General features: G+C 37.3%; 27 protein-coding genes, 1 other RNA gene and 1 other annotated feature (1 of these 29 cut by a window edge). Of the genes, 2 read left to right on the forward strand and 26 right to left on the reverse strand.

What is annotated here, in order from left to right; genetic code table 11:
* Positions 1-444: 444 nt before the first annotated feature.
* From BQ9859_RS00855 to truB, 21 genes are all read right to left on the reverse strand, one after another.
* Positions 445-930 carry a hypothetical protein gene (locus BQ9859_RS00855; RefSeq protein ID WP_075876304.1) on the reverse strand — a complete coding sequence of 162 codons (486 nt, stop codon included), beginning with the start codon at positions 928-930 and terminating at the stop codon, positions 445-447.
* 116 nt (positions 931-1,046) lie between these two features.
* Positions 1,047-1,877 (reverse strand): Mrp/NBP35 family ATP-binding protein, encoded by an 831-nt coding sequence (locus tag BQ9859_RS00860; protein ID WP_075876305.1) that lies wholly within the window; start codon positions 1,875-1,877, stop codon positions 1,047-1,049.
* Positions 1,878-1,925: 48 nt separating this feature from the next.
* Positions 1,926-2,846 (reverse strand): tyrosine recombinase, encoded by a 921-nt coding sequence (locus tag BQ9859_RS00865; RefSeq protein ID WP_075876306.1) that lies wholly within the window; start codon positions 2,844-2,846, stop codon positions 1,926-1,928.
* Positions 2,847-2,974: 128 nt separating this feature from the next.
* Positions 2,975-3,616 (reverse strand): tRNA1(Val) (adenine(37)-N6)-methyltransferase, encoded by a 642-nt coding sequence (locus BQ9859_RS00870; protein ID WP_235846360.1) that lies wholly within the window; start codon positions 3,614-3,616, stop codon positions 2,975-2,977.
* Between the two features lie 87 nt (positions 3,617-3,703).
* Positions 3,704-4,312, reverse strand: coding sequence for a stage II sporulation protein M (locus BQ9859_RS00875; protein WP_456237765.1), 609 nt, complete (start codon positions 4,310-4,312; stop codon positions 3,704-3,706).
* A 67-nt stretch (positions 4,313-4,379) separates the two neighbouring features.
* Positions 4,380-5,558, reverse strand: a complete 1,179-nt coding sequence (locus BQ9859_RS00880) for a DNA polymerase IV (protein WP_075876308.1) — start codon at positions 5,556-5,558, stop codon at positions 4,380-4,382.
* 48 nt (positions 5,559-5,606) lie between these two features.
* A complete protein-coding gene (gene spo0A / locus BQ9859_RS00885) occupies positions 5,607-6,440 on the reverse strand; it encodes a sporulation transcription factor Spo0A (RefSeq protein ID WP_075876309.1) in 834 nt (277 codons plus the stop codon).
* 157 nt (positions 6,441-6,597) lie between these two features.
* Positions 6,598-7,572, reverse strand: a complete 975-nt coding sequence (locus BQ9859_RS00890) for a SpoIVB peptidase S55 domain-containing protein (protein ID WP_075876310.1) — start codon at positions 7,570-7,572, stop codon at positions 6,598-6,600.
* 61 nt (positions 7,573-7,633) lie between these two features.
* On the reverse strand, positions 7,634-9,286 hold the full coding sequence (gene recN / locus BQ9859_RS00895; RefSeq protein ID WP_075876311.1) for a DNA repair protein RecN: 1,653 nt from the start codon (positions 9,284-9,286) through the stop codon (positions 7,634-7,636).
* A 44-nt stretch (positions 9,287-9,330) separates the two neighbouring features.
* Positions 9,331-10,107, reverse strand: a complete 777-nt coding sequence (locus tag BQ9859_RS00900; RefSeq protein ID WP_075876312.1) for a TlyA family RNA methyltransferase — start codon at positions 10,105-10,107, stop codon at positions 9,331-9,333.
* Entirely contained in the window at positions 10,098-11,963 is a 1,866-nt protein-coding gene (dxs, locus tag BQ9859_RS00905) for a 1-deoxy-D-xylulose-5-phosphate synthase (RefSeq protein ID WP_075876313.1), read from the reverse strand. The genes BQ9859_RS00900 and dxs overlap by 10 nt, the downstream gene beginning before the upstream one ends.
* Before the next feature lie 20 nt (positions 11,964-11,983).
* Positions 11,984-12,823, reverse strand: a complete 840-nt coding sequence (locus BQ9859_RS00910) for a polyprenyl synthetase family protein (protein ID WP_075876314.1) — start codon at positions 12,821-12,823, stop codon at positions 11,984-11,986.
* The gene (xseB, locus tag BQ9859_RS00915; RefSeq protein WP_075876315.1) at positions 12,810-13,031 is read right to left on the reverse strand and encodes an exodeoxyribonuclease VII small subunit; all 222 of its coding nucleotides are present in this window, start codon (positions 13,029-13,031) and stop codon (positions 12,810-12,812) included. Before xseB ends, BQ9859_RS00910 begins: the two co-directional genes overlap by 14 nt.
* Complete coding sequence (gene xseA / locus BQ9859_RS00920) at positions 13,024-14,358, reverse strand: exodeoxyribonuclease VII large subunit (RefSeq protein WP_075876316.1); 1,335 nt, start codon at positions 14,356-14,358, stop codon at positions 13,024-13,026. Before xseA ends, xseB begins: the two co-directional genes overlap by 8 nt.
* 1 nt (position 14,359) lies before the next feature.
* Positions 14,360-14,740, reverse strand: coding sequence for a transcription antitermination factor NusB (gene nusB / locus BQ9859_RS00925; RefSeq protein ID WP_075876317.1), 381 nt, complete (start codon positions 14,738-14,740; stop codon positions 14,360-14,362).
* 54 nt (positions 14,741-14,794) lie between these two features.
* Positions 14,795-15,694: a 5'-nucleotidase gene (locus BQ9859_RS00930; protein ID WP_075876318.1), complete on the reverse strand. Its 900-nt coding sequence runs from the start codon at positions 15,692-15,694 to the stop codon at positions 14,795-14,797.
* 43 nt (positions 15,695-15,737) lie between these two features.
* On the reverse strand, positions 15,738-16,067 hold the full coding sequence (locus BQ9859_RS00935; protein ID WP_075876319.1) for an Asp23/Gls24 family envelope stress response protein: 330 nt from the start codon (positions 16,065-16,067) through the stop codon (positions 15,738-15,740).
* A 33-nt stretch (positions 16,068-16,100) separates the two neighbouring features.
* On the reverse strand, positions 16,101-16,592 hold the full coding sequence (locus BQ9859_RS00940; RefSeq protein ID WP_075876320.1) for a hypothetical protein: 492 nt from the start codon (positions 16,590-16,592) through the stop codon (positions 16,101-16,103).
* Between the two features lie 70 nt (positions 16,593-16,662).
* Complete coding sequence (locus tag BQ9859_RS00945; protein ID WP_075876321.1) at positions 16,663-18,039, reverse strand: nucleotidyltransferase family protein; 1,377 nt, start codon at positions 18,037-18,039, stop codon at positions 16,663-16,665.
* Positions 18,030-18,977 (reverse strand): bifunctional riboflavin kinase/FAD synthetase, encoded by a 948-nt coding sequence (locus BQ9859_RS00950; RefSeq protein ID WP_075876322.1) that lies wholly within the window; start codon positions 18,975-18,977, stop codon positions 18,030-18,032. The genes BQ9859_RS00945 and BQ9859_RS00950 overlap by 10 nt, the downstream gene beginning before the upstream one ends.
* 9 nt (positions 18,978-18,986) lie before the next feature.
* Positions 18,987-19,823 (reverse strand): tRNA pseudouridine(55) synthase TruB, encoded by an 837-nt coding sequence (gene truB / locus BQ9859_RS00955; RefSeq protein ID WP_075876323.1) that lies wholly within the window; start codon positions 19,821-19,823, stop codon positions 18,987-18,989.
* A gap of 135 nt (positions 19,824-19,958) precedes the next feature.
* Here truB and BQ9859_RS00960 point away from each other — a divergent pair, with 135 nt between their 5' ends.
* Entirely contained in the window at positions 19,959-20,699 is a 741-nt protein-coding gene (locus tag BQ9859_RS00960) for a tRNA 2-thiocytidine biosynthesis TtcA family protein (RefSeq protein ID WP_075876324.1), read from the forward strand.
* Positions 20,700-20,770: 71 nt separating this feature from the next.
* Here BQ9859_RS00960 and BQ9859_RS12885 read toward each other — a convergent pair whose 3' ends face one another.
* From BQ9859_RS12885 to ssrS, 3 genes are all read right to left on the reverse strand, one after another.
* Positions 20,771-21,550 (reverse strand): transposase, encoded by a 780-nt coding sequence (locus BQ9859_RS12885; RefSeq protein WP_407940054.1) that lies wholly within the window; start codon positions 21,548-21,550, stop codon positions 20,771-20,773.
* A 29-nt stretch (positions 21,551-21,579) separates the two neighbouring features.
* A complete protein-coding gene (locus BQ9859_RS12890) occupies positions 21,580-22,194 on the reverse strand; it encodes a transposase (RefSeq protein ID WP_407940055.1) in 615 nt (204 codons plus the stop codon).
* Between the two features lie 185 nt (positions 22,195-22,379).
* A non-coding RNA gene (gene ssrS / locus BQ9859_RS00970) (6S RNA) lies at positions 22,380-22,543 on the reverse strand.
* A gap of 111 nt (positions 22,544-22,654) precedes the next feature.
* Here ssrS and BQ9859_RS00975 point away from each other — a divergent pair.
* Positions 22,655-23,254 (forward strand): HD domain-containing protein, encoded by a 600-nt coding sequence (locus tag BQ9859_RS00975; protein ID WP_075876325.1) that lies wholly within the window; start codon positions 22,655-22,657, stop codon positions 23,252-23,254.
* A gap of 114 nt (positions 23,255-23,368) precedes the next feature.
* Here the strand turns inward: BQ9859_RS00975 and aspS are convergent, their stop codons facing one another.
* Both aspS and hisS read right to left on the reverse strand, forming a co-directional pair.
* Positions 23,369-25,108, reverse strand: coding sequence for an aspartate--tRNA ligase (gene aspS, locus BQ9859_RS00980; RefSeq protein WP_075876326.1), 1,740 nt, complete (start codon positions 25,106-25,108; stop codon positions 23,369-23,371).
* A 12-nt stretch (positions 25,109-25,120) separates the two neighbouring features.
* Positions 25,121-26,443: a histidine--tRNA ligase gene (gene hisS / locus BQ9859_RS00985; RefSeq protein WP_075876327.1), complete on the reverse strand. Its 1,323-nt coding sequence runs from the start codon at positions 26,441-26,443 to the stop codon at positions 25,121-25,123.
* Between the two features lie 36 nt (positions 26,444-26,479).
* Positions 26,480-26,575: a binding site (T-box leader), on the reverse strand; it runs 101 nt beyond the window's last position.

The following is a 26,575-nucleotide window of genomic DNA, read 5'->3' on the forward strand; positions in this document are numbered from 1 at the left end:
GGATTTCTAACGTATCAAGGCTCATTCAATGGTAGTAAAATCGTAGTAATTTGAAGTATTTCAACCCTTGAAAATGCTGATAGATACAGTGTTTTAGCGGACAATCAGATTTTTAGTTGTTTATTATTATACAATTTCTGTGCATATAGGACAATAATAAATCTATAGTTGCACATAGATATGGCAATATTAAAAAAGAAAAAGATGTACATACATCTTTTTCTTGCACTATTCTGAAATAATGTCCATTTTCACATACTATTGATGATTGATGAAACGGATACAATATTTCAGACAGTTATTCCTTGCTGTTTCTCTATTTGAAAATTTCTTGACACTTCTTGAAACAGCCCACTAGAATTAACTCCTATCTTTATATCCTTAGTATACTATCATATATGCATGCTGTATAGCATAGTGGTAAAACCTGTATAAAAATTGGCATTATTGTATAATGGAATAATACGGAAGTGTAATTGTTTCTTCTTTATTCGTAATAGATTCATAGATTGCCATAGAGTGCAGGCATATAACTAATTTTTGAAAAAAAGATAATACATCGCTTGGTATGCTTTTACTTGCTTGAATAGCTTTTTGCAAGAGTTGCAGGCATATCTGTGCATCACCAGCTAAAATATTTAGATAATAAGCACCTAATTTCTGTGAAGTCAATGAAGTGTTTTGATTTTCATAAAATTGAATCAGCTGATATAAAACAATAAAATCCTGTTCATGTATATAACAATGACCATCCAAGCTTTTTTTTGCTCTTTCCAGCATATCTAATAATTGCTCGATTGTATCATAATGGATATGCATATAATAATGTTTGGTAATGTTCAATAGAATGCTTAGTTTTGCGATAGTCTGCTTGCAATCCAGTATTAAATCATCTTGATAAATTGATGTCCCCTCATTGAACTGCTTCATATAATCCCCTCTTTAAAATGCGCATTTCTTAGAAATCCGCGATTATTATTGCATAAATACATCAAAAAGTCTATGTATTTTTTTCTATATATAAAAAGAATGCTCATTGAGCATTCTTATTGCAAATCCGTTAACATTTTGTCAACAGCCGGGTGAATCAGCGAATCAATCTCTAACAATGTGCGTGCATCATATGTTTGATCTTTATGAATATTCATGATTGCTTTTAGCATTGGCAACTCACAATATAAATGCAGATCATTTTCACTCAAGAATTCTTCCATGTCACTTTGATCATATAAACGAATGATTTCATTGCAATTTGGACATTGAATGTAGCTCATATTTTCTACAACTCCAAGAACACGAATCTTTAGCTGTTTGCACATATTGATTGCTTTTGAAACAATCATAGAAACCATTGGCTGCGGTGTTGAAACCATTACCACACCAGTTACAGGCAGTGATTGTAAAACGGTTAAAGCCACATCGCCAGTTCCTGGAGGCATATCGATCAATAAGTAATCTAATTCTCCCCAAACAACATCCGTATAGAATTGTTTTACTGCATTCGCAACGATCGGACCACGCCATACAACCGGCTGATTTTCGTCCTCCATCAAGAAATTTAATGATATGCATTTGATACCTTCTTCACTGATGACTGGCTCAATGGCATCATTGGTTCCATATGCTTGTGATTTTTCCAATCCTAATAAACGAGGAATGCTAGGTCCTGTAATATCGGCATCCATGATACCTACTTTATATCCGCGTTTCGCAAGATCTTTCGCAAATAACACAGTGACGCTTGATTTACCTACTCCCCCTTTGCCGCTCATGATACCTATGATTTTATGGATTTTGTTTTTCGGATTATTGACAACCCCACATGATGCGGCATTTTTTCCGCAATTACCTTTACTTGGACAACCTTCACAACTCATTTGTAATTCCTCTCTTTCTAATATAGTTTATCAAATAGAAATAAAACATCAATCATTTTTCTTAAAAATATCGTCAATTTCTTTATTAGCGAATGGATGGTATGCATTATATGCATTGCGGATACGTTTGTTCTGCACATGTGTATAAATCTGTGTTGTTTGAATATCGCTATGACCTAACAGCTCTTGTACAACACGCAAATCGGCACCTCCATCCAATAGATGCGTTGCAAAACTGTGACGAAAGCTATGTGCAGAGTAAGAAGTATCCATTCCTAAGGATTTCAATTGTTCTTTGATCATATGATGGACGTATTGTCTGGTCAAAACATGCCCTTTGCTGTTGATAAATACATATGAAGTACGAGAACTTTCCCATTGGGGACGGACATACGTCAAATACTGCCGCAGGACATAGATGCCTTCTTTATGCAATGGAATCATGCGCTCTTTGTTTCCTTTTCCTACTACACGCAACAGGGCTTGATCTAAATGTAATTGAGATAGTTTTAAATCACAACATTCGCTTACACGCAGACCGCAACCATATAATAATTCTATGATGGCTTTATGAAAGATATCAAGATCATGGTTTGAAAAACTCTTTAATATAGATTGAATTTCTTTTTCATTCAAATAATGCGGCAAATGTGCCAGTTTCTTCCTGCCCTTTATAAATCTTGTTGGATCTAAATCATGCGTATTATTTTGTGATAAAAAATGATGAAAGGAACGCAAAGTAGATAGATAACGATTGACAGTAGAAGATTGGTATTCTTCGCTTAGATCAATCAAGAAATCTTGCACTTGTTCTTCTGTGATTTCATCTGTTTGATGAATACCCATATCATTTAGATAAGACTGATAGCGATGCAGATCGCTCAAATATGAATCAATCGTCCGTTTTGATTTATGTTCTACCATGTTAAGATAGTATTGATAATCAGATATGGCTTCTTTGATATTCATCAGTATCCCCCTTTGCTTACTTATTTTATCATAAATTGAGTTTAGAACACTATGCGTATGCTTAAATGAATAAAAAATAAGAGGTTTGCTTCAAGTTTCCCCTCCTATTTGTATTTTCTAAATGATGATTACTCTTTTGTAAGGTCTTTTAATGTATAGTTGACAGATGTTCCATCTGGCCGCAAAAGAACAGGATGTGGAATTTGACAAAGCGGTGATCCTCCAAGAACAGCTTCGACCAATACATTGACGGCTAATTCTTTCCGGTCATCAAATACAAATTGCATTGTTTTTATCTCTAAACGATTCTTTTTGCATTCAGCAACGATTTCTGTAATTCGCTCACTTCGATGGACCATATAGAAACGACCGTTTTCTTTTAGTGCTTTTCCTACACCTAACAGTAATTTCTCTAAAGGCAAAAAGAACTCATGTCTGGCAATGGATCGATAACTTTGTTCTGCACTGCGGTGACTTCCTATTTGAAAGAATGGAGGATTGCAGATGATCACATCAAAATTTTTTAAATCAGATTTTGTGAAATCAGCACAGATGATCTCTGCATTATTAATGCCATGATCCATCAGATTTTTTTTGGCAAGTTCACAAGCATCTTTCTGAATGTCGATGCCGCATAGATATGAAGGACAAAATTGATTTGCAAATAAGAGCAAGGCACCATTGTTTGTGCCGATATCCAACACACGATCCCCTTTTTTTATCTTCATAAAATGTGCCAACTGTGCAGTATCGGTATTGATGCGAAACATGTCTTTTCTTTGCCATAAATAAATGTTGCTATTTGGAATATAATCATATGTATAATTTTTTTTATTCATGCATTTATTATACACTGTTTACATCAAATTAAACAACTTGATAAATTCAATTCCTAAAGTGGCTTTTAAATAGGAACCAACTAATACAAAGAAAAAACAAAGAAAAATATCATTTAGTAATGAATTCATTAACTTTTTAAGATCTAATCGTTCACGATTTGTTGTGCTATAACAGATATACATGGAACATTGGATGGCACTTGCACTGATCAGATATAAAGCGAGAACATCAAAAAAGACCTGTGGGATCAGTGTGAGAAAAATACCTATCAATCCTTTTAATTGATAGCTATACAGAAATAAGGAACAAGAAAAACCAATCTGAACACCTTTGGTGAATACGATAAAACTGATGATCGGGATACCGATTAGGCTTGTACCAAATAGAAAAACAACAACGATCAAAAGAATTCCCAAGAAAAATTGATGAATAAAAAAGCTATATTGATCCATATCTTCTGATATCGTTGTCAATAAACTGGAAAGTGCCTGTATGTCTGAAGAGCGTATGTACGCAGAACCCAAACATCCTATTAAAAAACCGCCAATCACAAGAATAGAGATAAATACATAAACATGACGGTATTTATGTATAAAAGAATGATGTTTTTTCATTTTATATTTCAAGGGATTCACCTCACACTGTACTATATGCAAAAAGAAAAAACGATACAACTCGTATCGTTCTTCAAAGTCATTCATTTTTCGACTTTGTTCGTTTTGCATGTGCTGCTGTTGTCAAATTTGCGTTTGGCAGGAGATCATTTAATTTTGCAATTACATTTTCGATCGAATCTTCTTGCGGTTGTTCAAATACGCTGTATTGCGTAATGATTTCTTTCTTGCTTTTTAAAGATCCCAGATGAATCCCCAGATGCCGCACAGGCTCACCATTGTAATTTTGATCAAATAACCACATGACATGTTCATATATGCGATGTTCATCGTTTGTATATTCAGGCAAAGTCTTGCTGCGGATAACATTATGAAAATCACTATAACGAATGCTAGCAGATATCAGTTTCCCGCAAATCCCTTCTCTTTTTGCTTTTTGAGAAAGTCTTTGTGCCAGATGTTTAAATATAACGGAAATTTCCTGATAATCTTTGATATCTTCATCCATCGTTGTTGATTGTGAGATAGATTGAACACTGGTTGTAAAATCTAACATATTTTCGCCATTTCCTCGTGCATGCTGAATCATGCTATAAGCATGTTTTCCCAATATATGCATGATCAATGTTTCGTTTTTTGGATCTGCCATATCTTTGATCGTTGTGATACCGGCTTTTTGCAATACGGGAATACTTTTTTTTCCGATACCGAACATTTCTTCGATACCGAGAGGCCATAATTTTTTAGCGATCTCTTGTTTGCGCAAGATCGTGATTCCTAAAGGTTTGCGCATATCACTAGCCATCTTTGCTAAAAACTTGTTTGGAGCCACACCAATGCTGACAGGGAGGCGTAATTCATCTAATAGGCCTTGCTGGATTTGCCATGCCAGATCCATTGGACGGCGATAATGTTTGATCGTATCTGTTACATCCAAATATCCTTCGTCAATGCTAGCAGGTTCTACCAAAGGAGTAAACCGACGCAGATATTGAAAAAAACGATGGCTCAATTCTTCATACCACTCATAATCACCAGCAACAACTATCAAATCAGGGCATAAACGCAATGCTTCGTGAAGAGGCATTGCACTGTGCACACCATAAGCCCGTGCTTCATAACTTGCTGTGGTGACCACACTGCGTCTGCTCAATCCTGCAACGGCAACCGGTTGCCCGAGCAATGCGGAATTCTTCAATAATTCTGCACTTGCAAAATAGGCATTGATATCTACATGAAAAATTACTCTTCCTGCCACATTATTTCCTCCAAACACCAGTAGGAAAATTATAGCATATCTCTATCCTTATCGGTACTGTGGTACAAATACTTTTTTATTTTTTAAACGATGTTCCAGTCGCAATTTATCTGCAATCATCGCAATAAACTCTGAATTGGTCGGTTTAGCTTTTGAAGCGGATATCGTATAGCCGAATATATCATCGATAGCATCGATATTTCCTCGATTCCAGGCCACTTCGATAGCGTGACGAATGGCACGTTCCACCCGGCTTGCTGTCGTCTCATATTTTCTTGCGATTTCCGGATAAAGCACCTTTGTAATTTGTCCTAAAAAATCTACATTGAGATATGTTTCTAGTATTGCTGTTCGTAAGTACATATATCCTTTGATGTGGGCAGGTATCCCAACTTCATGCAATAATGATGTAATCTCACTTTCCAATTCAAGCTTTAAGATCCGCTGTTGTTCCTGTTCATCTAAATTCACTTGGATCATGGCATCTTTTGCGGCTTTATTTATGTTGAATCCGCAAATAATCCGTAATCTTTGTTCCAATGATTGCAGTTCAAAAGGTTTCATTAATATGTAGTCAACAGCATATTGTTGAATTTGTGATATGATAAAATCATTTAATAATGGCGTCGTACAAAGAATATGCCGGGGATGGATGGCATGTTCCTTTAAACTGGAAAGTACCTCCATACCATCTACACCAGGCATGATCAAATCTAAGATCAGTACATCGATGGAATGTCCATTAAGTTCATGCAAACATTGTTCTCCGTTTGTTGCACTGCCGATTACCTCAAATAAGCGGCTATTCTTTAAACAATTTTTCATTCTCTGAATCATTTCACTACTGTCATCTACTAAATATACTTGAAGTTTATTCTCCATTTTTTCCCAACTCCTCAAGTCTCATTATAAAAGAGTAGATTGCGAACTATGTCGAAGAACGATGAAAATGATTTTTTTATTCATGAAAAAGAAGAAGAATCGACGATTTCAGATTGAATCATCATCAAAATTCAAAAGAAAGTCGATTTTGGTCGTATTAAGACGAACGTGTATATTGCAGCATGTGTTCAATCAAAACACCATACCCTTTTTTAGGATCTGAGGTAACAACATGAGTGACTGCACCAACGATTTTTCCATTTTGTACGATAGGAGATCCGCTCATTCCTTGAATGATTCCGCCAGTTGTATGCAGCAAGTGCGTGTCGGTTACGACAAATTCAATACCTTTCATATCATCTTGTGTATTTGGATGAAGATCGGTAATTTCAATCTTGAAATTTTCAACTTTTTCTCCATCTAAAACTGTGTACATCTCAGCTTTCCCGATCATAACTTCCTCGCTCTTTGCCCACGGCAAGGAAATAAGATGATCCGGTAAGAATTGATAATTTCCATAGATGCCGATCGAGGTATTCTGGTCAATAGTTGCAATTACGTTGTCATAGTTAATATCTGCTTGTTTTTTTCCGGTTGCAGATGGAAATGCTTTTGTGTAAGAAATCACTGCCGCATCATATAGATAACCATTTCCCCTTCCATCCCATTTTTCTATTGTATGGCCTAATGCACCAAAACGCTGGGAAGAAGGATCATAATAAGTCATTGTCCCTACTCCGCTCATTTTTTCTTTGATGTAAAGACCACAGCTGACACTATGTCGTTTGGTATCATAAATACTATGCATGGAAGCACGAATAGTTTCTCCATCACGAAGCAAAGTCACGTCCAATGTGTTTATAGGGTTTTTATGTTCTTTGAGTATCATATAAAATGTTTGGATGTCCGTTACTTCTTGATGATCGATCTGTTGAATGATATCTCCCGGTGAAAAGGTATCAGAAGGATCGATCGATTCGTTGATCGGATAAGTTCCGCTCACATAAACGCCATTATATTTAATTTCGATGCCGATGCTGTTTCCTCCCAGATATAGTTCATCCTGTGCCAAGATTTGTATTGGAGAGAAACATAAAATGATAGCAAGGATACAATACCATTTTTGTTTCACAAAAAAACACCTCCTAAGAGGTATTTTGGACGATATAAGAGATTTACACACATTGTAAATATTACCTATGTGCCATTTCATATAACTCGCTTGCAGCCTGCAAGGAAGCTTCGCTTTGCGAACTGGAGGCAATCGATGCTAATTCATGAATACGTTCTTCTTCATTCAATTTTTTGATGGAAGTAGTGGTATAGGATCCATCATCTTTTTTTGAAACAAAGAGATGATGATCGCCGCAGGCAGCAACCTGTGCCAAATGGGTTACACAGAATACTTGGATATCTTCACTTAATAATTGCATTTTTTTGCCAATGGCTAAAGCTACTGGACCGCTCACTCCTGTATCTATTTCATCAAAGATGACAGTATCAATCCCCTGCAATTTGGTAAAAATACATTTTAACCCTAACATCAAACGAGATAATTCACCACCAGAGGCAGTTTTATGCAAAGGCACGAATCCGCTTTGTCTATTCATTTCAATTTGAAATTCTATCTGATCAACCCCTGTTTGAGCAGGCTGGCTTTCATGAAATGATATGCGAAATTGAGCATGCGGCAGCATCAAATCCGCTAGCTGCTGATTAACTAATTTTTCCAGTTCTTTTGCTTTGCTTTTTCTGATTTTGCGCAATTTCATGCTGAGCGTATCAAATTTTTGCCTTTTAGAGTCTAATTCTTTTTCTTTTTTCTCTATGTAATCTTGTCGATGCAGGATACGGTCAATTTTTGATTCGATAGATTGTTTTTCTTTCATTACTTCCTCATATGAGCCGCCGTATTTGCGATATAAACGGTGATAAAGAAAAATGCGTTCTTGTACCTCGTTTATCTTTTCCTCGTCATAATCGCTGTTTTCCAAAGCCGTACGCAAGGATGAAATCAAATCTTCAATTTGATAATAGGCATCCAGCAGCTGAGTATGAATCACATCGAAAGGCGCGATATCTTCAATGCTTTCCAATGAACGGATAGCTTCATATAAAGAGGGATTGCTGCCATGGTCCCCATCTAAGGACAACAATGCAGCAGCAGCTTGTTTTTGAATCGTTTCAATGCGGTTCATGACCTTGATTTCTTCTTCTAATGCAGGTAGTTCCTCTTTTTTTATTTTTGCATCTTCTATTTCATTGAAAGATGCAGTCAGATCATCAAGATCATCGGCATTCATATCTTCTTTTAAAGCCTGCTCCATTTCTGCTTTTAATGAGGCATATGCTTTATAAGCTTTCTTCACGTCATCCAATAAAGTTTTTACATCACAATACTGATCTAACAGAGAAAGATGATATTTAGGCTGTAATAAATATTGATTATCATGTTGTGAGTGGATATCCACGACATAGCTCATCAGTTCACGCAGGAAAGCGGCTGTACACGTACGTTGACAAATGCGAATCGTACTTTTCCCCATAGCAGTGATTTCACGAGAAACTATCAGGTCTTCTCCTTCTAAATCAAATCCTTGTTCTTTCAGCAAAGACAATGCTTTTTCATTCTTCTCAAGATCGAACACACCTTCGATAATAGCTTTGTCTTCTCCTTTTTTGACATAAGAAGCAAAAGCTCTATCTCCGCATAAAAGACCGATTGCATCGATCAACAGTGATTTTCCTGCACCAGTTTCACCGGTAAACACGCTCATTCGATCGCTAAAATCTAGATTTACTTGATCAATGAGCACAAAATTTTTTACATAGAGATGTGTCAACATCCACTTCACCTCCACTCACATGATTGATGTATAAATAATTGTATCTATCGCTTTTCTTTGTTATTTTTCACGATATTTCGATAGTCGTAAGTCAGTATACGTTTTTCGTTGGTCAGATGCATTAAAAATTCACGATTCCCGTCTCTTCCTTGAATGGAACTCTCTTTTAAATGCTTTACACAGTATCCTAATCTTGTTGTTTCTTCTACTACGTGACGAAGTACACGTATCAATACATTATCATCCTTAATGATGCCATGTTTATTCAAATAAGAAGGGCCTGCCTCAAATTGAGGCTTGATCAATACCAATGCCTCCACATCAGGAAATAATGGATAAATGCACTGCAGAGCAGTGATACACGAAAGGAAGGATACATCCATGCAGATAAAATCAATCTTTTCTTGAAACCATTCGGATCTGATATCGCGAATGCTGTGTCCTTCCATATTGATACATCGCGGATCATGCAATAGACTTGAATGCAATTGTCCGTGCCCAACATCTAAAGCATATACTAAACGAGCATTTCTTTTTAAACATACATCGCTGAAACCGCCTGTGCTTGCTCCTACATCCAGGACACATTTATTATTTAAATCAATAGAAAATGCATCTAACACATCAAAAATCTTTTTTCCTGCACGCGAGACGAACTCATGTTCTTTGCTCAATACATCAATTGTATCTTCAGCATATATCGGATAACTGCTCTTTAATATCACAACTCCGTTTACTTTTATTCTTCCTTCCTTGACTGCATCTTGTGCTTTGCTTCGAGAAGAAAAGTATTCATTTGCCAGCCATTGATCTAAACGCATGTTAAAAGCTCCTCTATTTTACGGAATAATGAATTGATATCGATTTTTTCTGCTTTTCGTAACTGCGCGATACTTCCCTGTTCTACGAAATGATCCCGAATTCCCATGCGAATCAAATGTTTATGTATATCATGATCATTGATGTATTGCAGCATTGCGCAGGATAAACCGCCATCTAGCATATCACTCTCGTATACGATGATTGGTATGTCACGATAAAGTATATAGTCTAGCATTTCTTCATCCATCGGTTTGAAGTAACGTGCATTGATCACTTCAATCGGCATTTCATTTGCTTTTGCTTTCGCGAGTATGCGATCGACATCAGTCCCATATGTGACGACACAGACTTTGATCGTATCACTTGAACAATAAGAGGTCCATGTTCCTATCGGGGCAGAAACATGCTGGTCACATGCAAATAGAGCACTTCCTCTTGGATAACGTATACAGAAAGGGTGATCTTGAGAAAAAGCTTCTTGTAACAGCGCCCTTGCTTCAATTGCGTCTTTTGGTTGTGAAAGGATCAAGTTAGGCAGCGAGTGGAGCATGGTGATATCAAATACACCATGATGGGTCGGTCCATCTTCTCCTACCAGGCCGCAGCGATCAATACCGATGACGACTGGCAGATCCATACGAGCTACATCATGATTCAGCTGGTCATACGCTCTTTGCAAAAAGGCAGAATAAATGGAAAGGAAGGGCCGCTTTCCATTTGCTGCCAATCCAGCTGCAAATGTCATCGCATGTTCTTCTGCAATACCGCAGTCAAAGAAACGATTTGGAAATTCCGTTGCAAAATTATTTAATTTTGATCCGCTTTTCATAGCAGGGGTAATCGTAACAATATTTCGGTTTTTCCTTGCAAGATCGCAAACATTGCGTGATATGATTTCGCTCCAGCTGCAGTGACCGGCGGGAAGTTTTGCTAAGGATTGGCCAGTTTTGGGATCAAATTGTGATACACCATGCCAAGTTCCTTCTTTATCATTTTCAGCATATGGATAGCCTTTACCTTTTTTAGTTAATACATGAATAACAATAGGTCCTTTATGACGTTTAGAAGCTTCTAAAACTTTGATCAAAGAAGCAAGATCATGTCCATTGATCGGACCGATGTAATCCAGATTAAATTCGCCAAAAATAGAAGTGTCGACTACATTTTCTTTGATTGCATTTTTTACGTTTTTCATTCCCTTTAAGACGGTTCGCCCTACTTTTGTTCCTGAGAGGCCCTGCTGCAGATCACTTTTTAAAGCTGCATACGGACGGCTTGTACGCAATTTTGTAAATGCAATATCCATTGCACCGACATTCTGTGAAATAGACATTGAATTATCATTAAAGATGATGATCATATTTCGCTGTTCTCCACCGATTTGATTCAAGGCTTCCATTGACATGCCGCTGGCCATGGCGCCATCTCCAATAACAGGAATTACTTGATAATCATCCCCATTCAGATCTCGTGCAACCGCCATTCCTAAAGCAGCGGATAACGAAGTTGAAGAATGCCCTGCTTCCCAGCAATCATGTTCGCTTTCATAGCGCTTTTGAAAGCCGGAAAGGCCTTTGTATTGACGAAGGGTAGAAAAACGACGAGAACGTCCTGTCAATATCTTATGCACATAACTTTGATGACCAACATCAAATAAGATCTTGTCTTTCGGAGAATGAAATACATAATGCAAGGCAATAGTCAGCTCTACCACTCCCAAATTGCTTGACAAGTGTCCTCCGGTTTTTGAAATGGACGATATCAAAAAATCACGAATTTCTTGTGCCAGTTCATTCAGTTCGTCTATCGTCATATGTTTAATATCTTGTGGACCTCGTATGTCATAGACATGCATCCTGCAACACCCCTTTTAAATCAATTTCGCCGTACCATCAATTTTTGTAAAAATGTACGTAACCCTATTGTATCAGCATGTATTTGATCGAGCATCTGTATTGCTCTTTCATAGTATTGATCACAAAGCGATTGAGCCTGTTCAATACCGAGCAATGAAACATAAGTAACTTTATGATTTTTTTCATCGCTTGTTGACTTTCCCAGCTCTTCCTGGGTTGCGATCACATCCATTATATCATCTTGTATTTGAAAAGAGAGACCTATATCATCTCCAATTTGTTTTAAAAGATCGATATCTTCTAAGTGATTTGATAATAAAGCCGCACACAACAATGGTAAAGTCAGAAGTTTTCCCGTTTTGTGCCGATGCACTTCTTCTAATTGTTCAATAGATAACATAGATGCTTGTTCTGCTTCCATATCATAAGTCTGACCTAAAATCATACCATCAATTCCTGCATACTGACTTAGCAATGTCACTAAACCAACTTTTATATCATTAGTACATGTGCTCCGCAATACTACTTGAAAAGCTTGCGTCAACAATGCATCTCCGGCTAAAATTGCAGTTGCTTCGTCGAAAGCAATATGGCATGTTTTTCTTCCTCTGCGAAGAGTGTCATTATCCATTGCTGGCAGATCATCATGAATTAAAGAATAGGTGTGGATCATTTCAATCGCAGCTGCACAGGGATAACCAAATTCTTCGCTTTGTCCATATCCTTTTAACAACTCAAATAACAGCCTAGGCCGAACTCTTTTACCTCCGGCAAGCAAAGAGTAAAACATGGCATCTCTTGTACGAGATGGCTGAAAATCCTGTTCTAGAGAGGCAAGATAGCTTTCAAATTTCTCCATCCGTTGCTTCCTCCTCATTTTCCTGTGCAATCAAGATATTCATTTTGTTTTCAAAAGTTTTTAGTTGAGCATCACAATCTTTTACTAAATGCAATCCTTCTTCAAATAAATGCATTGCTTCTTCTAGTTCTACTGTATTTTGATCCAAAGCAGCGATGATTTCATCTAATCGTTGCATCGATTGTTTAAATGTTGCTTTCTTAGCCATGATTTTCCTCCTTTTCTAACAAGCATGCCCTCCATTTGCCATCATGAAAACGAATGGATATTTGCGCTCCCGCTTGTAGATCTTCAGCATTTTTTATCAGATGTTGTTCATTTTCCACCAATGTATAACCGCGTTTTAGGATGGATAATGGACTATATGCATCCAACAGATGTATATTTCTATTTAATAACTGTTTTTGCTGATTTAAAAATTCGAACACCTTTTCTTCGATACTGTTTTTTTTCAATTTCGTTTGTGTCTGATAGAACAATAGATGCCTTCTCATCGCTTGAAACAATAAATCGTTTTTATGTAACAGATCACTTTGCTTTTTTTGCATCGCATCGCTATAACGTTCGAACCGGGTCGTGATGGTAGCTAAATGCATTTGCTGGTCTTTGATAAAACTGAGCGGATCTTGTAAATATTTTGTCTGTGCGCGATTAGATAATTGCTGTTTGCATGATTCGATCCGTCGCTTCATAATGGAAGACAATAACTGCTGTTTTGCAGACAATGCCTGCATGACTTCCTGTATGTCAGCTGTAGCTCTCTGGGCCGCTCCCGTTGGAGTTGCAGCACGTACATCACAAACGAAATCAACTAAAGTTGTATCACTTTCATGGCCTACGCCGCTGATGATCGGTGTTTTTAAATGGTAAATGCAGTGCACTAATTCCTCATTGTTAAATCCCCAAAGATCTTCAATGCTGCCTCCGCCTCGGACCAACAGCAAACAATCATGATGATGACGGTCCGCTTGCTGCAATGCTTTCATGATCGAGGAAGAAGCTTGTGCTCCTTGCACATAGGCTGGATACAACGTCAGCTTTGCAATTGGCCAATGCTTTTGTATTGTGCTTAAAACATCTTGTAAAGCCGCGCCTTCTTTTGCCGATATGATTCCAATATCGCTTGCATAAAGAGGAATCTTCTTTTTATGTTGCTCATCAAACCATCCTTCAGCGAATAATTTTTTCTTTAATTCCTCAAAACGGAGATAAAGATCTCCAATGCCATCATTGCGGATGGCAGTAACATAACATTGGATGCTGCCCTGTTGCTCATAAAGGGAGATAGATCCTTTAATGACCACTTTGCTTCCATCTTCTACTTTTGCTTTGCAACGCAATGCATAAGAAGCGAACATGACACAGGATAGCCGCGCTTGTTCATCTTTTAATGTAAAATACCAATGACCGCTTCGATGTTTTTTTAAGTTTGATATTTCCCCTTGTATCAGGATGCCGCTGAGATAGGGATTTTGATCTAATGTACTTTTTATGTATTTTACGATACTGCTGATCGGATAGATAGTTTCACTCATCTTATAGCTGATCTAAAACACCGTTAATCAATTTATAGGCATCCTCATCACAATATTTTTTGGCCAGATTAACCGCTTCATCAATTACAATTGCTTTGGGAACCAATTCCAGATCAATTTCACAACAAGCCATCAATAAGATAGCCTGCTCTACATATCCTAATCGATCAAATGTCCAATCCTTATTTAATTTATCGCTGATTTTATCAATATATGTATCTTTATATCGAATCGTGTCCATCGTGATCGTATAAAGAAAAGGATCTATTTCATTGCTGTCACAGTTTTCATAAACACATTCTCGAATGTCTTTGCCTAATAATAAATGTTGATACAATGAAGTCATTGCTACTTCTCGCATTTTATGCCGATTCATTTCCATCGTATATTCCTCCTGGTATTTATAAATATCTGTTCAATTAAACCTTTCACATTTTTAAGTCTTGCTCTTGTATGGAACACGAGCGCTCGGTACGACCTCACTTGCCTTTGATGCATGTACCTCCTGATCATCAAAAAAGATGTGCGCACCAAATTTTTCTAATACATCCTTTTTAGGGATACCTCCTAAAAAGAATGCTTCATCAATTCGTACATTCCATGCACGCAGGGTTCGAATCACGCGTTCCTGTGCTGGTGCATTTCTTGCTGTAACCAATGCTGTTCGGATAGGCGCTTGTCCAGGTGGAAAGCTCTCCTGCAGTTTAGACAAAGTCTTCAATAAATTCGCAAATGGTCCTTTTGGCAAGGGCTTTTTTGCATTTGCCCGCTCATATTCAATAAATGCTTTTAAACCTTGCTCTTGATAGATACGCTCTGATTCATCAGAAAACAAGACCGCATCTCCATCAAATGCAATTCGTATTTCTTGAATTTTAGCAAAGGGATATTGGTTCTTGTGCGGATAGATGATCCCAGCAGCAAATCCTGCGTCGATTGCTGCCTGTACATCCTCTTCATCTGCAGAAAGAAACAGATCGACACCAAATGCTGCTAAATAATTAGCAATGCTTTCCCCTCCGCTTAATACAGCCCTGGTAATATCCAGGTGATAATGCTCAATAGATTGAAAGATACGCAGGCTTGTTTCTGCTCCATTACGAGATAATATCAATACTTCAACTAAATGGGAATTGCTCAATTCATTTAGTTGTAACAATGCCTTCACCAATGCAAAACCACTTCCCGGCTGTAATATATCATCCTCGTGTTCGATTTGATAAGTACGATATGCATCTAAACCTTCTTTTTCAAATATCGCATTTTCTTTGCTCAGATCAAATAAGGCTCTTGAAGAGATTCCTACGACCAAACAATTTTCTAAAGTAAACGGCATATCCTTCCTCCTTAATAGTAAAAAAGAAATCCGTTAGGATTTCTTAAAAGACAAAACCAACCACCCGAATATCGATTTTTTCCGGAGTATATTCGCTCATATGAGATATGCTTTCAAAGATCTTTTTCTGCAGTTTACTGCATGCATCGCTAACGTTTACTGTATATTTTACTTTGATATCAATAGTTAACACCATCTTGTTGTCTACCAATTTACAACTGATAGGGTATTTGAACAATCCGCCACCCTCATTTAAGATGATTGCATCATCTTCATCTACCGCGATTTTTGCTATCGTCGTAAAAACAGATTTATTCAGCGCTACGATACCTATATCATTCTGTGGCTGAATCACAATATAATCCTGAGCCATAATTATCACCTTCTGCCATCATTATAGCAAATATTATGATGTTTTGAAAGTAACTTCCAATAAATAATTATCATTTACGACAGCATAAGCTTCTTTCATGACCGTATTGACATTTTCCTTGTTTTCTTCGCAATCAAATAACGTGATGCGGCAGGTACCATCGCTGATTTCTACGACAGAAGTAAATTCTTTTTTCTTTAGATTTTCCTGTATTTTTTGTTGTTGGTCTCTAACATTTTCCAATGTTTCAATCTTTTGCAAAGCAGCTTGTTTATCTTCTTCACTACTATCGGTATCTGCCATCACTGCATTTGCCTCATTTAATTGTTCATTTATGTTTTTGGTAATCGAATCTTGTAACGCTGTACTTTCATCTTGTTGCGATGTATCTGCTTTTTCTTCTTCTGCTTGCTCCGTATTTTCACTGATTACTGCTGTGACATCATTTGGTAATGTCACGTAATAGACAGAAAGCATCAAAATTAATGAGAACAATGTGAGAAAAGCCAACGCCTGCTTGTTCATAGGAATTCCCTCCTCTGCTATTGTATCCTATGAAAAAAGCAGGAGCCTTATGCCTTATCTGTGATTTGATTTACTCTTTATGAAATATCTCATCGACACGGCGAAGCCAATCAGCATGATATGCATCTTTGTATTGCATGAAGTCACGATATGAAATCGTTCGTTGTTCCAATTCTTCTACAAAATGGACAAAACAACGATTGATCCTTTTCATTTTGTCGTCATGCAAAATATGGATCGTACCGATGTATACCAAAGAGTCTGCCAGCATTTGCATGCATTCATGATGCAATATATCTGCTTCTGCCATTGAAAGTTTGACAAAACTTGTATTCAGCCAATAGTCATCGACCAAATAATTTTTGATTACTTGCAAGAACATGACAAAATCATGAATATTATTGCCTGGCTCAATGGCAAACAGCATACGGAAAAAGACATACCAATCATAATCATCATTTATGATAGATAACAAGTAACTGCCTACTCTTTGAATGAAAACATCGTCACTTTGCAATTGTTCTTCCATCATGATCTCATCTGTAAAATCGATCTGGATGGAATTCAATTTACGGAAAGTATGAAAAAGTGCTCCGATATGATCACTTCCTTGCCGATTATTTTGCAGATCATTCAAAAAAATGTAATGACCTAAAATAGTAGATGTATTTTTTATATTCATCGTAAATCCGACGGAATCTAACATTTTCATTGCGAATATATCGTTGATCCCTTTCGTGATCAGACTTTCAAATCCACTTTGTGTCACTTTTAAATTGTTTTGTGAAGTATCCTGCATTTGATTAAATAGAATGCTCATTTGCCGGTCGACGATTGTCAAAGAAGCTTTTAGCGAAGACAGCAGCTCTTTCATGAAATCATCGTACACATAATAATTTGAATTTTTATAGACTAGCTTGTGCTCGATCTCGCTCCAGAATGTGTTTACTAATGATTTGATCTGCAGCTCGACATTTACTCGATGCCCTTGAAAAATATAACAACCGTCAATCCGGTAAATAGAAAAACCATTTTTTTGGATCTGCGGCTGCTTTGATTGGATATCAAAACGCAAAGCAGGAAGATCTTCTCGATAATACAGATTCTCTTCATCGCAAAGTGTTAATTGTTCGCGTAACTGCTTTAATAACAAAAACTCTTCTTGTATAAAACGACATTCGATACTAACGCCGATCAGGTCACTCAGATGATTTAATATATCCTGTGCATGATCATACTCCATATAAAAACGATTACGTATGATTTTTTCTCGTAAGCTCTCTTTGGTTTTGATACGACCGCGAATATCTACGACCATTTCGTTGTGCTGACCTAATATGGTGTACAAGCCCTGATAGACCTCCGTTAAACATTGTGTATATAACGGCTGATTTTCTGACAACAATTGAAGCGTGTCATCAATAACAGAGAATACTTTTAAACGCATAAAGAATCCTCCTTCCAGTTTGGATGTTTCAAAAATAAACAATGAATATGTTCTTGATCATTCTTTAACTGCCAGATTAAGTCTTGTTGAGATTCAAAGCGCTTTTCTTCTCGAATAAACTGAACAAAATAAAAGGTAACGGGCTGATCATAGATCATTTCATGAAAATCAAATAGATTTGCTTCAATCGTCACATTATCATTTCCAAATGTCGGATTATTCCCCACGTTGATCATCGCTTCATAAATAGTATCCTCTGCTAAAACAAGACCAGCATACACTCCATTTTTTGGAATCAAGTAATTGGCATTCAATGCCAGATTAGCAGTAGGAAAATGCATCGTAGTTCCTCGGCGGTATCCCCGTGCGACAATGCCTCTTAAAAAATAATAACGTCCTAACAATACAGAGGCTTTATATACATTCCCTTCCATGATCAGCTGTTCGATAAGCGTTGAGGAAATACGAACACCTTCATATGTAATTGGATCAATGACAGATACCTCAAAATCATGCTGCTGCCGCAATGTCTGCACGCTGCCGCTGCCATATTTTCCATAATGAAAATCATATCCACAAATTAATTTTGTAATGTGATGCTTCACAAGCAAACTGTGAAATGCAGGAATCTCCATAGAGGCCATTTCCTTTGTAAAATCTAAGATGAGAAATAGCTTTATGCCCATTTTTTCGGCAATCTTTTCTCGATCTTCCATTGTGGTAAGATGAGCAGGATCATGCATCCCGCGCAAAACAACCCAAGGATCTGGATCAAATGTGATCATGGCAGGCAGCGTCCCGTCTTTTGCGGCGCTTTCTACCACCTCTTTTATAAGTTGCTGATGTCCTAGATGCAGACCATCGAAATAACCGATACAGGCAGTTATCATTTGATTTAAGAAAGGCTCTGTATCAAGAGAAATCACTTTTATCTCCATTTTATTCACCTACCATATTCCTCTTGCACAACGATATACATCGCCATGGCTATATTGATAAATTGCAATGGTTTGTTTTTGATCTTGAATGCGGATCCAACCCTTTTCTGAACAATTTGGAATATGCACACTTTTTCCATTATAAATATCTTCTAGTTTTTGATAACTGACGATAGGGATATGATCCAGCACAGCATCGAAAGGAAGTAACTGATAATTCCCTTCTTCCACATCTTTTAAAGTTTGGCTGTCCGCAATAGAAAAACGTCCTACTTTTGTTCTGGTCAGTTCAGACATACATCCTACATTATTGCTTAAAGCAGCCATATCACGACACAATGCACGTACATAAGTGCCGCTGCTGCAGGCAACGCGAAAGCGAAGGTTTGCTGCATCCAAAACATGGATGTCATAGATCTTAACTTTGCGCGGGGGAATTTCAATGCTCTGATGTGCTCGTGCATATTCATACAGTTTCTTACCATTGATCTTAATACTTGAGATCATTGGTGGAGTCTGCTCAATTTCGCCAAGAAAAGAAGAACAGATCTTTGCAAAATCTGAGATAGGTCGTATTTCTTTTTCCTCTATTACCTCGCCCCATATATCATCGCTGATTGTTTTTTTTCCTAATCTTAACTGACTTTCATATTCTTTATCCGTATCACTTAAAAAAGGTAATAATTTGCAAGCTTTTCCAATCATTACTAATAATACACCGCTCGCTTGTGGATCCAGTGTCCCGCTATGGCCGATCTTTTTTTCGTGCAAGATCCCTCTTAAACGGGCAACCACATCATGAGAGGTCATCCCTCTATCTTTATTTATGATCAAAATTCCATCCATCGTATATCACCTTCGCCTATTATAACATAAAAGGAAAGAACATGCTCTTTGATTTATTTATCACATCATTTTCTACCTTTCGTTGTTTTTTTTCACTATTCTAGATATAATTAAAAATTGTGAAGGAGGAATGCTATGAATTTACAAACGATCCTTCGTAAGATTCGAAGAGCGGATCATGATTATCATTTGATTGCAGACGGAGATGTAATCGCTGTAGGTGTTTCCGGAGGAAAAGATTCTATGGTCCTGCTTTGTGCCTTGCACATGTATTCAAAATTTAAAGATAAGAATTTTAAAGTCGTGGGCATTCATATTGAAATGGGATTTCCCAATATGGATTTTGCACAAGTAGATCAATTCTGTAAAACCTGGGGTATTGAATTACACCATTTCCCATCTCAAATTTATGCAATTTTAAAACGCAACCTGGCAAAAAACGGTGCATTGCAATGTTCACTTTGTTCTAAATTTAAAAAAGCAACCGTCATTACAGCAGCAAAAGAGCTTGGTTGTACGAAAGTAGCTTTTGGTCATCATAGTGATGATGCAGTAGAAACATTATTTTTAAATATGATTCATGGCGGCAAGATTGCCACATTTTTACCAAAAATGTATATGAGCCGTACGGATACCACATTTATTCGGCCTCTGATTTATTGCCATGAAAATGATATCGTACAAGCACAAAAATCAAATGATATTCCTTTTGTAAAAAGTACTTGTCCAAATGATGGTTTCACACAAAGACAGGACATCAAAGAATTATTGCAAAAATTATATGTAGAATATCCGATGGCAAAAGGCAATTTCATCTATATGCTTCATAACAAAGAACAAATCGCTCTATGGGATAAAGAAAACGATGATCAATAATGATCATCGTGCAGACTGTTGACAAAGTGGTACTTATAAATAAGTATCGCTTTTCTTTTTCCTTAAAATAGCTAATAATTATGTTTTTTTACGTAATATCGTGTGGTTTTAGAGATGCTTTTCCATCTCCATTTGGACATTCTTTTTAGATTATGACACGCAAAAATCATCAGCGATTGATGCTGTTTTTTTTCTAATCCTCTTAATCTGGTATATCTCAACGTATGATGTTCCTTGCAGTCTGCGAATACTCTCTCTATGCTTTCTTTTCGCTTAGGATAGATTTCCTTCCACTTTGGTGTATGCCGTATCTCATCCATTACTTCTTCCCGGTATTTCTCCCATACATGCCGTGTCACTACTTTCTGGAAGTTCTTTGATGATGTGCATCTTTTTCTTAGCGGACAGTTCTCACAATCTTTTGGATCTGATTTGTATTCTTTATATCCAAGCTTGTTTGTCGTGCTGTAGGACAGTACTTTATGATTCGGACACAGATAACAGTCGTATCCTTCATCATATACATATTCGTATTTCTTGTAATATCCCTGCTTCGTCATCGGTCTTTTATAAGGCGCATACATTTTTTGTCCATTTTCTAATATCGTCTTGCATATTGCCGGTGTTAGATATCCTGCATCCAAACATATATTTTTTATTTGATCCGTATATTTTTCATTCAATACTTTATATGCTGAAAAGAAAGATACGCTATCATGTATGTTTCCCGCAACACATACGCTTGCCAGCACAAATCCGTTTCTGTCACAAAACGTTTGATGTGAATATGCAAAACATTTTTCCTTTTCCCCTTTATGGAAACAGCCGCTTGCCGGATCCGTTTTGCTCATTTTTATATGTTTTGTTTCTATGTCCCGTTTTAATTTTCATCAAAATTCAATTCTTCTTTTTCATTCTTTTTGATTGGTTTCTTGCCATGTTCCTCACGATCTTTGTTTATCTCCTCCAGCAGATCGTTTTCATAAACCTTCTTCATGATTTCAACTTCTTCGTCGGTATACTTGTTTTTATTCGCATTTGCCTTTTGATGCGTGGAATCTCCATATACGCTATCCATATCCACAAAACCATAAGAGACCGCTTGTTTCAGTATCTGATCAAAGATTTTTTCAAATACTTCGCTATCGCTATATCTGCGGATATAATTTTGGCTCCATGTAGAATAATTTGGTACCTTTTCATCCATGGAGATCCCCAGAAACCAGCGATATGCAAGGTTTACCTGTATTTCTCTGCAGGTCTTTCTCATAGAGCCTATTCCGAAAATGATATTGATGAAGATCATTTTAAAAAGCACCACAGGATCTATGCTCGGTCTGCCAACATCGCTGTAAAGATTCTCTACAAGAGGGTAGATAAAATTCCAGTCAATGCAGCTTTCCAGCATTCTGACATCATGATCCTGTGGTACCAGTTCTTCTATCGTATTTAATATAATATTATCGTTTTTGTTGTTTCTTCTTGTCATTGCCATATCTTATCACTCCTATTTCACCCACTTTTATTATACCAGTTCAAGCATTATAAAAGGCAAAAAGAATCATATGTTTTTGGGTAAAATAGGAATCCTTTTTGCCTTTTTTATTCTATCATATAAAAAATAGACTGTCGACTCCTTTGTCAACAGTCTGAACGATGATCAATAATGATCATCGTGTTTTTTTTGCGCCTTAAGAAGCGAGATCTTTTCCCTGTATATACAGGTGGGTAACCTGTGTAAATTTTTAGGATTCCCGCGCGTAGCGGGCTTTCACACCAAATTACAACATCCGGTTTCCCGTATCTCAAATTGTCGGAAAAATGTGAACTTCTTAAGGCAACTTTAGTATAGCAAATTTTTTTTGAAAGTATACTCTTGACATTCTGAAAAACATATGAAATAACAATTTTAGGTAAAACAGGTTTAAATATTGGTAAGAATTGGATGTGACATTATGACAAATAAAGAAAAATTTATCGAGATTTATCAAACTCAAATACATCGTGAAGGAAGCAGTCGCTTATTGGAGTATTTATGCAGTCGTTCCTGTGATTTTTTTGAAGCACCTGCAAGTACTCGCTTTCACGGTTCTTATAAAGGCGGATTGCTGGAGCACAGCTTAAACGTCTATGCATGTTTAAAAGACTATCTTTCCAGGGATCGGGTGCAGCAAATGTATGGATTAAAAGATGTTAGTGAAGAAAGTATTGCAATTGTTGCATTATTGCATGATATCTGCAAAGTAAATGTATATCATCCCTCTAAACGCAATGTAAAGGTCAATGGACAATGGCAGAGTGTAGATACCTTTGAATTTCAAGATGATCTTCCTTATGGACATGGAGAAAAAAGTGTGTATATGATCACTGGTTTTATGCGTTTGACGCGGGATGAAAGCTTTGCTATTCGCTATCACATGGGTTTTGCAAATGAATACGACAATCCCCGCAGTATCAGCTATACTTTTGAACACTTCCCTTTGGCGTTTGCTCTGAGCACAGCCGATATGGAGGCTACTTATTTTCTAGAAGGTGAAAAAAAAGAAAATAAATAAAAAGGATCGATTCTTGTACCGGCCTTTCATCGTTAAACTTTTTGTCTAACTTTTCGGGATCGGCATAATGCAGGAATCAATCCTTTTTTCTATTCGTTTAACAAATACATTGCTTTATTCTTTGATCGAGATATGCAATTCATCTAATTGCTTCTTATCAACACCACTTGGTGCTTCGCTCATTAAATCACTTGCGCTGGCAGTCTTAGGGAAAGCAACTACATCACGAATATTGTCCGTTCCGGCTAGGATCATGACCAAACGTTCCAAGCCAATTCCAACACCTCCATGTGGAGGTGTACCATAACGGAATGCTTCCAAGAAGAATCCAAAGCGCTCTTTTGCTTCTTCTTTGCTTAGACCAATCGCTTCAAATACTTGTTCTTGCAGCTTTTGATCATGAATACGGATGGATCCGCTTAGCAGTTCATATCCGTTCAAAACAAGGTCGTAAGCACGAGAGTAACAATTTGCTTTATCCTCTTTTAATTTGTCGATATCCTCCAAATTAGGGGAAGTAAAAGGATGATGTGCTGCTACATAACGTTGTTCTTCTTCGCTGTATTCAAACATTGGAAAGTTGGTTACCCATAAGAATGCAAATTTATCTTGATCGATCAAATCTAATTCATGTCCCAATTTTACTCGTAATGCGCCCAGTGCAGTCTGTGAGATCGCACGTTTATCAGCTACAAACAAGATCAAATCATTCGCTGTAATATCCAATTTTTCGACCAGCGCATTTTTTTCCTGTTCACTGATAGCTTTTGCAATGCTTCCACTAAATCCATCTGCCCCATATTTCAAGAAGGAAAGTGCCTTTGCGCCATAAATACGCACATATTCTTGCAACTTATCCAAGCGTTTACGTGAAAATTGATCAGCAGCATTTTTAACAACGATTGCATTGACTTCTCCGCCTTGATTCAATATATTCTGAAAAATAGTGAATCCGGTATTTGCAAAAACATCATTTAACAATTGTAATTCCATACCAAAACGAATATCCGGCTTATCGCTGCCAAAACGGCGCATGCATTCCACATAAGGAATTCGTAAGAAGGCAGGCAATTCGACATTTTTTAATTTAGAGAATATTTCGCGCATCAATCCCTCAACAACTGCAAATACATCTTCTTCCTCAACAAAACTCATTTCGATGTCGATTTGCGTAAATTCAGGCTGACGATCCGCACGCAGATCTTCATCACGGAAACATCTGGCAATCTGGAAATATTTTTCAAATCCTGCGATCATCAACAGCTGCTTATAAATTTGTGGAGACTGTGGCAGGGCATAGAAACTGCCTTTGCTGATCCGGCTAGGAACCAGATAGTCACGTGCCCCTTCCGGTGTTGATTTACATAAGATAGGTGTTTCGATCTCTAAAAAGCCATGATCCGAAAGATAATTTCTTGTTAACATCGTTACTTTATGGCGTAACATCAAATTCTTTTGCAAACAAGGACGGCGAAGATCTAAATAGCGATATTTTAGACGTGTATCTTCTAACGCGTCTGTTTCATCTGCAATGATCAAAGGAGTTGTTTCCGCTGTATTGACAATATCAACGGAAGTAACTTTAATTTCAATATCGCCTGTAGCAAGATTCGGATTTTTATCTTGCCTTTCAACAACATCTCCTTCTACACATAAGACATATTCATTTCTTACATCAACGATCTGAGATGAAATTGTTTCATCAAAAACTAATTGAGTGATACCTTCCCGATCTCGTAAATCAACAAAGACCAAAGCTCCGAAGTTGCGGCGTTTAGCAACCCAGCCTTCCAATACGACTTTTTTTCCAACATCGCTTAAGCGAAGTTCTCCGTTAGTATGTGTTTTTCTCATATCTCTGTGCTCCTATTCATGGTGATGACCGCAAGCACAGCCATCTTCATCTGCTTCTATTTCACCAAATAATCGATCCATGACTGCGACCACATCATCTAGTGGAACTGTATGCTGTTGCTGTGTCGCAATTTCTTTGATCGTAATCTGTTTGGTTTCCAATTCTTTATCGCCTAGGAAAATTGCATATTTAGCATGCTTTCTTTCAATACTCTTAAATTGTGCTTTAAAAGAACGGCCTAAATAATCCATATCGCATCGATATCCATTGCTTCTAAGCTCTGTTACCATTTGTAAAGCAGCAATCTTTGCCTGCGGTGCCAAACATAAAATATAAGCATCCAATCCTTGCTGTTCTTCTAATTGAATTCCTTCTGCTTCACATGCTAAGAGGAGACGTTCTAATCCCATGGCCCAGCCAATACCGCTCATTCCTTTTGGTCCTCCAAAATATTCGACGAGGCCATCGTAACGACCGCCTGCAAATACAGTCGACTGTGCACCCATTTCTTTATTGACAGAAACTACTTCGAATACTGTATGTGTATAATAATCCAATCCTCGAACTAAACGATCATCAATTTCATATGGAATCCCTAATGCATCTAAACCTTCCAGAACTGCTGAAAAATATGTTTTGGAAGCTTCGTTCAAATAATCGCTCATTTTAGGGGCTGACTGCATGATAGGTAAATCGTGATCGATCTTGCAATCGAGTATACGTAATGGATTTTGTTCATAGCGTCTTTGGCAATCTGTGCACATCGAAGAAATATCATTCTTGAAATGTTCGCGGAGTGCAGCACGATACGCATCTCGTGACTCATCATCTCCTAATGTATTGATCAATACTTTTAGATCGCTTAATCCTAATGCTGAAACAAATGACCAGCCAAGCGCAATTGCTTCCACATCCAGCAGCGGATCTTTAGCACCTAATACTTCAACACCAAATTGATTAAAGATACGCATTCTGCCTTTCTGTGGACGTTCATGACGAAACTGCGGTCCGCAATAATACATTTTTAAAGGCAGATCAGGCTGTCCATATAATTTATGTTCTACAAAAGCACGAACCGCACCCGCTGTTCCTTCCGGTCGTAAAGTGAGTGACGTGCTGCTGTTTTCTAATCGAAATGTATACATTTCTTTATTTACCATGTCACTGGAATCATTGCCTCTTTTAAATACGTTTGTATGTTCAAAAATCGGTGTTCGAATTTCTTCATAGTCGTATACATAACAAAATTGTCGGATCAATTCCTCTAATCGATGCCATTTGCTTATTTCCTGCGGTAAAATGTCTTGTGTTCCTCTTGGTACTTGATAACTCATGGTTTCCTCCTTTGGTAACAATAAAAAAACGCCCTGTCTAAGGACGTTGATCACGCGGTACCACCTTAGTTCATATCAAAAGATATGCCCTTAATCGATAACGCCGAAATGCGATCACCCATTTCCTGGTGA

The organism is Merdibacter massiliensis (assembly GCF_900155395.1).
In the GTDB taxonomy this organism is placed as follows: Bacteria; Bacillota_I; Bacilli_A; order Erysipelotrichales; family Erysipelotrichaceae; genus Merdibacter; species Merdibacter massiliensis.

Coding starts and splice junctions, on each gene's coding strand:
- BQ9859_RS00865 (WP_075876306.1), bottom strand. CDS start 2,846: ATGAATATCAAAGAAGCCATATCTGATTATCAATACTATCTTAACATG.
- BQ9859_RS12885 (WP_407940054.1), bottom strand. CDS start 21,550: ATGAGCAAAACGGATCCGGCAAGCGGCTGTTTCCATAAAGGGGAAAAG.
- BQ9859_RS00935 (WP_075876319.1), bottom strand. CDS start 16,067: ATGGCTCAGGATTATATTGTGATTCAGCCACAGAATGATATAGGTATC.
- BQ9859_RS00855 (WP_075876304.1), bottom strand. CDS start 930: ATGAAGCAGTTCAATGAGGGGACATCAATTTATCAAGATGATTTAATA.
- nusB (WP_075876317.1), bottom strand. CDS start 14,740: ATGGAAATGAATCGGCATAAAATGCGAGAAGTAGCAATGACTTCATTG.
- BQ9859_RS00930 (WP_075876318.1), bottom strand. CDS start 15,694: ATGCCGTTTACTTTAGAAAATTGTTTGGTCGTAGGAATCTCTTCAAGA.
- xseA (WP_075876316.1), bottom strand. CDS start 14,358: ATGAGTGAAACTATCTATCCGATCAGCAGTATCGTAAAATACATAAAA.
- BQ9859_RS00975 (WP_075876325.1), top strand. CDS start 22,655: ATGACAAATAAAGAAAAATTTATCGAGATTTATCAAACTCAAATACAT.
- BQ9859_RS00950 (WP_075876322.1), bottom strand. CDS start 18,977: ATGGAGATAAAAGTGATTTCTCTTGATACAGAGCCTTTCTTAAATCAA.
- BQ9859_RS00940 (WP_075876320.1), bottom strand. CDS start 16,592: ATGAACAAGCAGGCGTTGGCTTTTCTCACATTGTTCTCATTAATTTTG.
- BQ9859_RS12890 (WP_407940055.1), bottom strand. CDS start 22,194: ATGGCAATGACAAGAAGAAACAACAAAAACGATAATATTATATTAAAT.
- BQ9859_RS00910 (WP_075876314.1), bottom strand. CDS start 12,823: ATGGAGAAATTTGAAAGCTATCTTGCCTCTCTAGAACAGGATTTTCAG.
- aspS (WP_075876326.1), bottom strand. CDS start 25,108: ATGAGAAAAACACATACTAACGGAGAACTTCGCTTAAGCGATGTTGGA.
- spo0A (WP_075876309.1), bottom strand. CDS start 6,440: ATGGAGAATAAACTTCAAGTATATTTAGTAGATGACAGTAGTGAAATG.
- xseB (WP_075876315.1), bottom strand. CDS start 13,031: ATGGCTAAGAAAGCAACATTTAAACAATCGATGCAACGATTAGATGAA.
- BQ9859_RS00860 (WP_075876305.1), bottom strand. CDS start 1,877: ATGAGTTGTGAAGGTTGTCCAAGTAAAGGTAATTGCGGAAAAAATGCC.
- BQ9859_RS00870 (WP_235846360.1), bottom strand. CDS start 3,616: ATGTTTCGCATCAATACCGATACTGCACAGTTGGCACATTTTATGAAG.
- BQ9859_RS00945 (WP_075876321.1), bottom strand. CDS start 18,039: ATGCGTTTAAAAGTATTCTCTGTTATTGATGACACGCTTCAATTGTTG.
- BQ9859_RS00900 (WP_075876312.1), bottom strand. CDS start 10,107: ATGCGTTTAGATCAATGGCTGGCAAATGAATACTTTTCTTCTCGAAGC.
- BQ9859_RS00960 (WP_075876324.1), top strand. CDS start 19,959: ATGAATTTACAAACGATCCTTCGTAAGATTCGAAGAGCGGATCATGAT.
- truB (WP_075876323.1), bottom strand. CDS start 19,823: ATGGATGGAATTTTGATCATAAATAAAGATAGAGGGATGACCTCTCAT.
- recN (WP_075876311.1), bottom strand. CDS start 9,286: ATGTTGACACATCTCTATGTAAAAAATTTTGTGCTCATTGATCAAGTA.
- hisS (WP_075876327.1), bottom strand. CDS start 26,443: ATGAGTTATCAAGTACCAAGAGGAACACAAGACATTTTACCGCAGGAA.
- dxs (WP_075876313.1), bottom strand. CDS start 11,963: ATGCATGTCTATGACATACGAGGTCCACAAGATATTAAACATATGACG.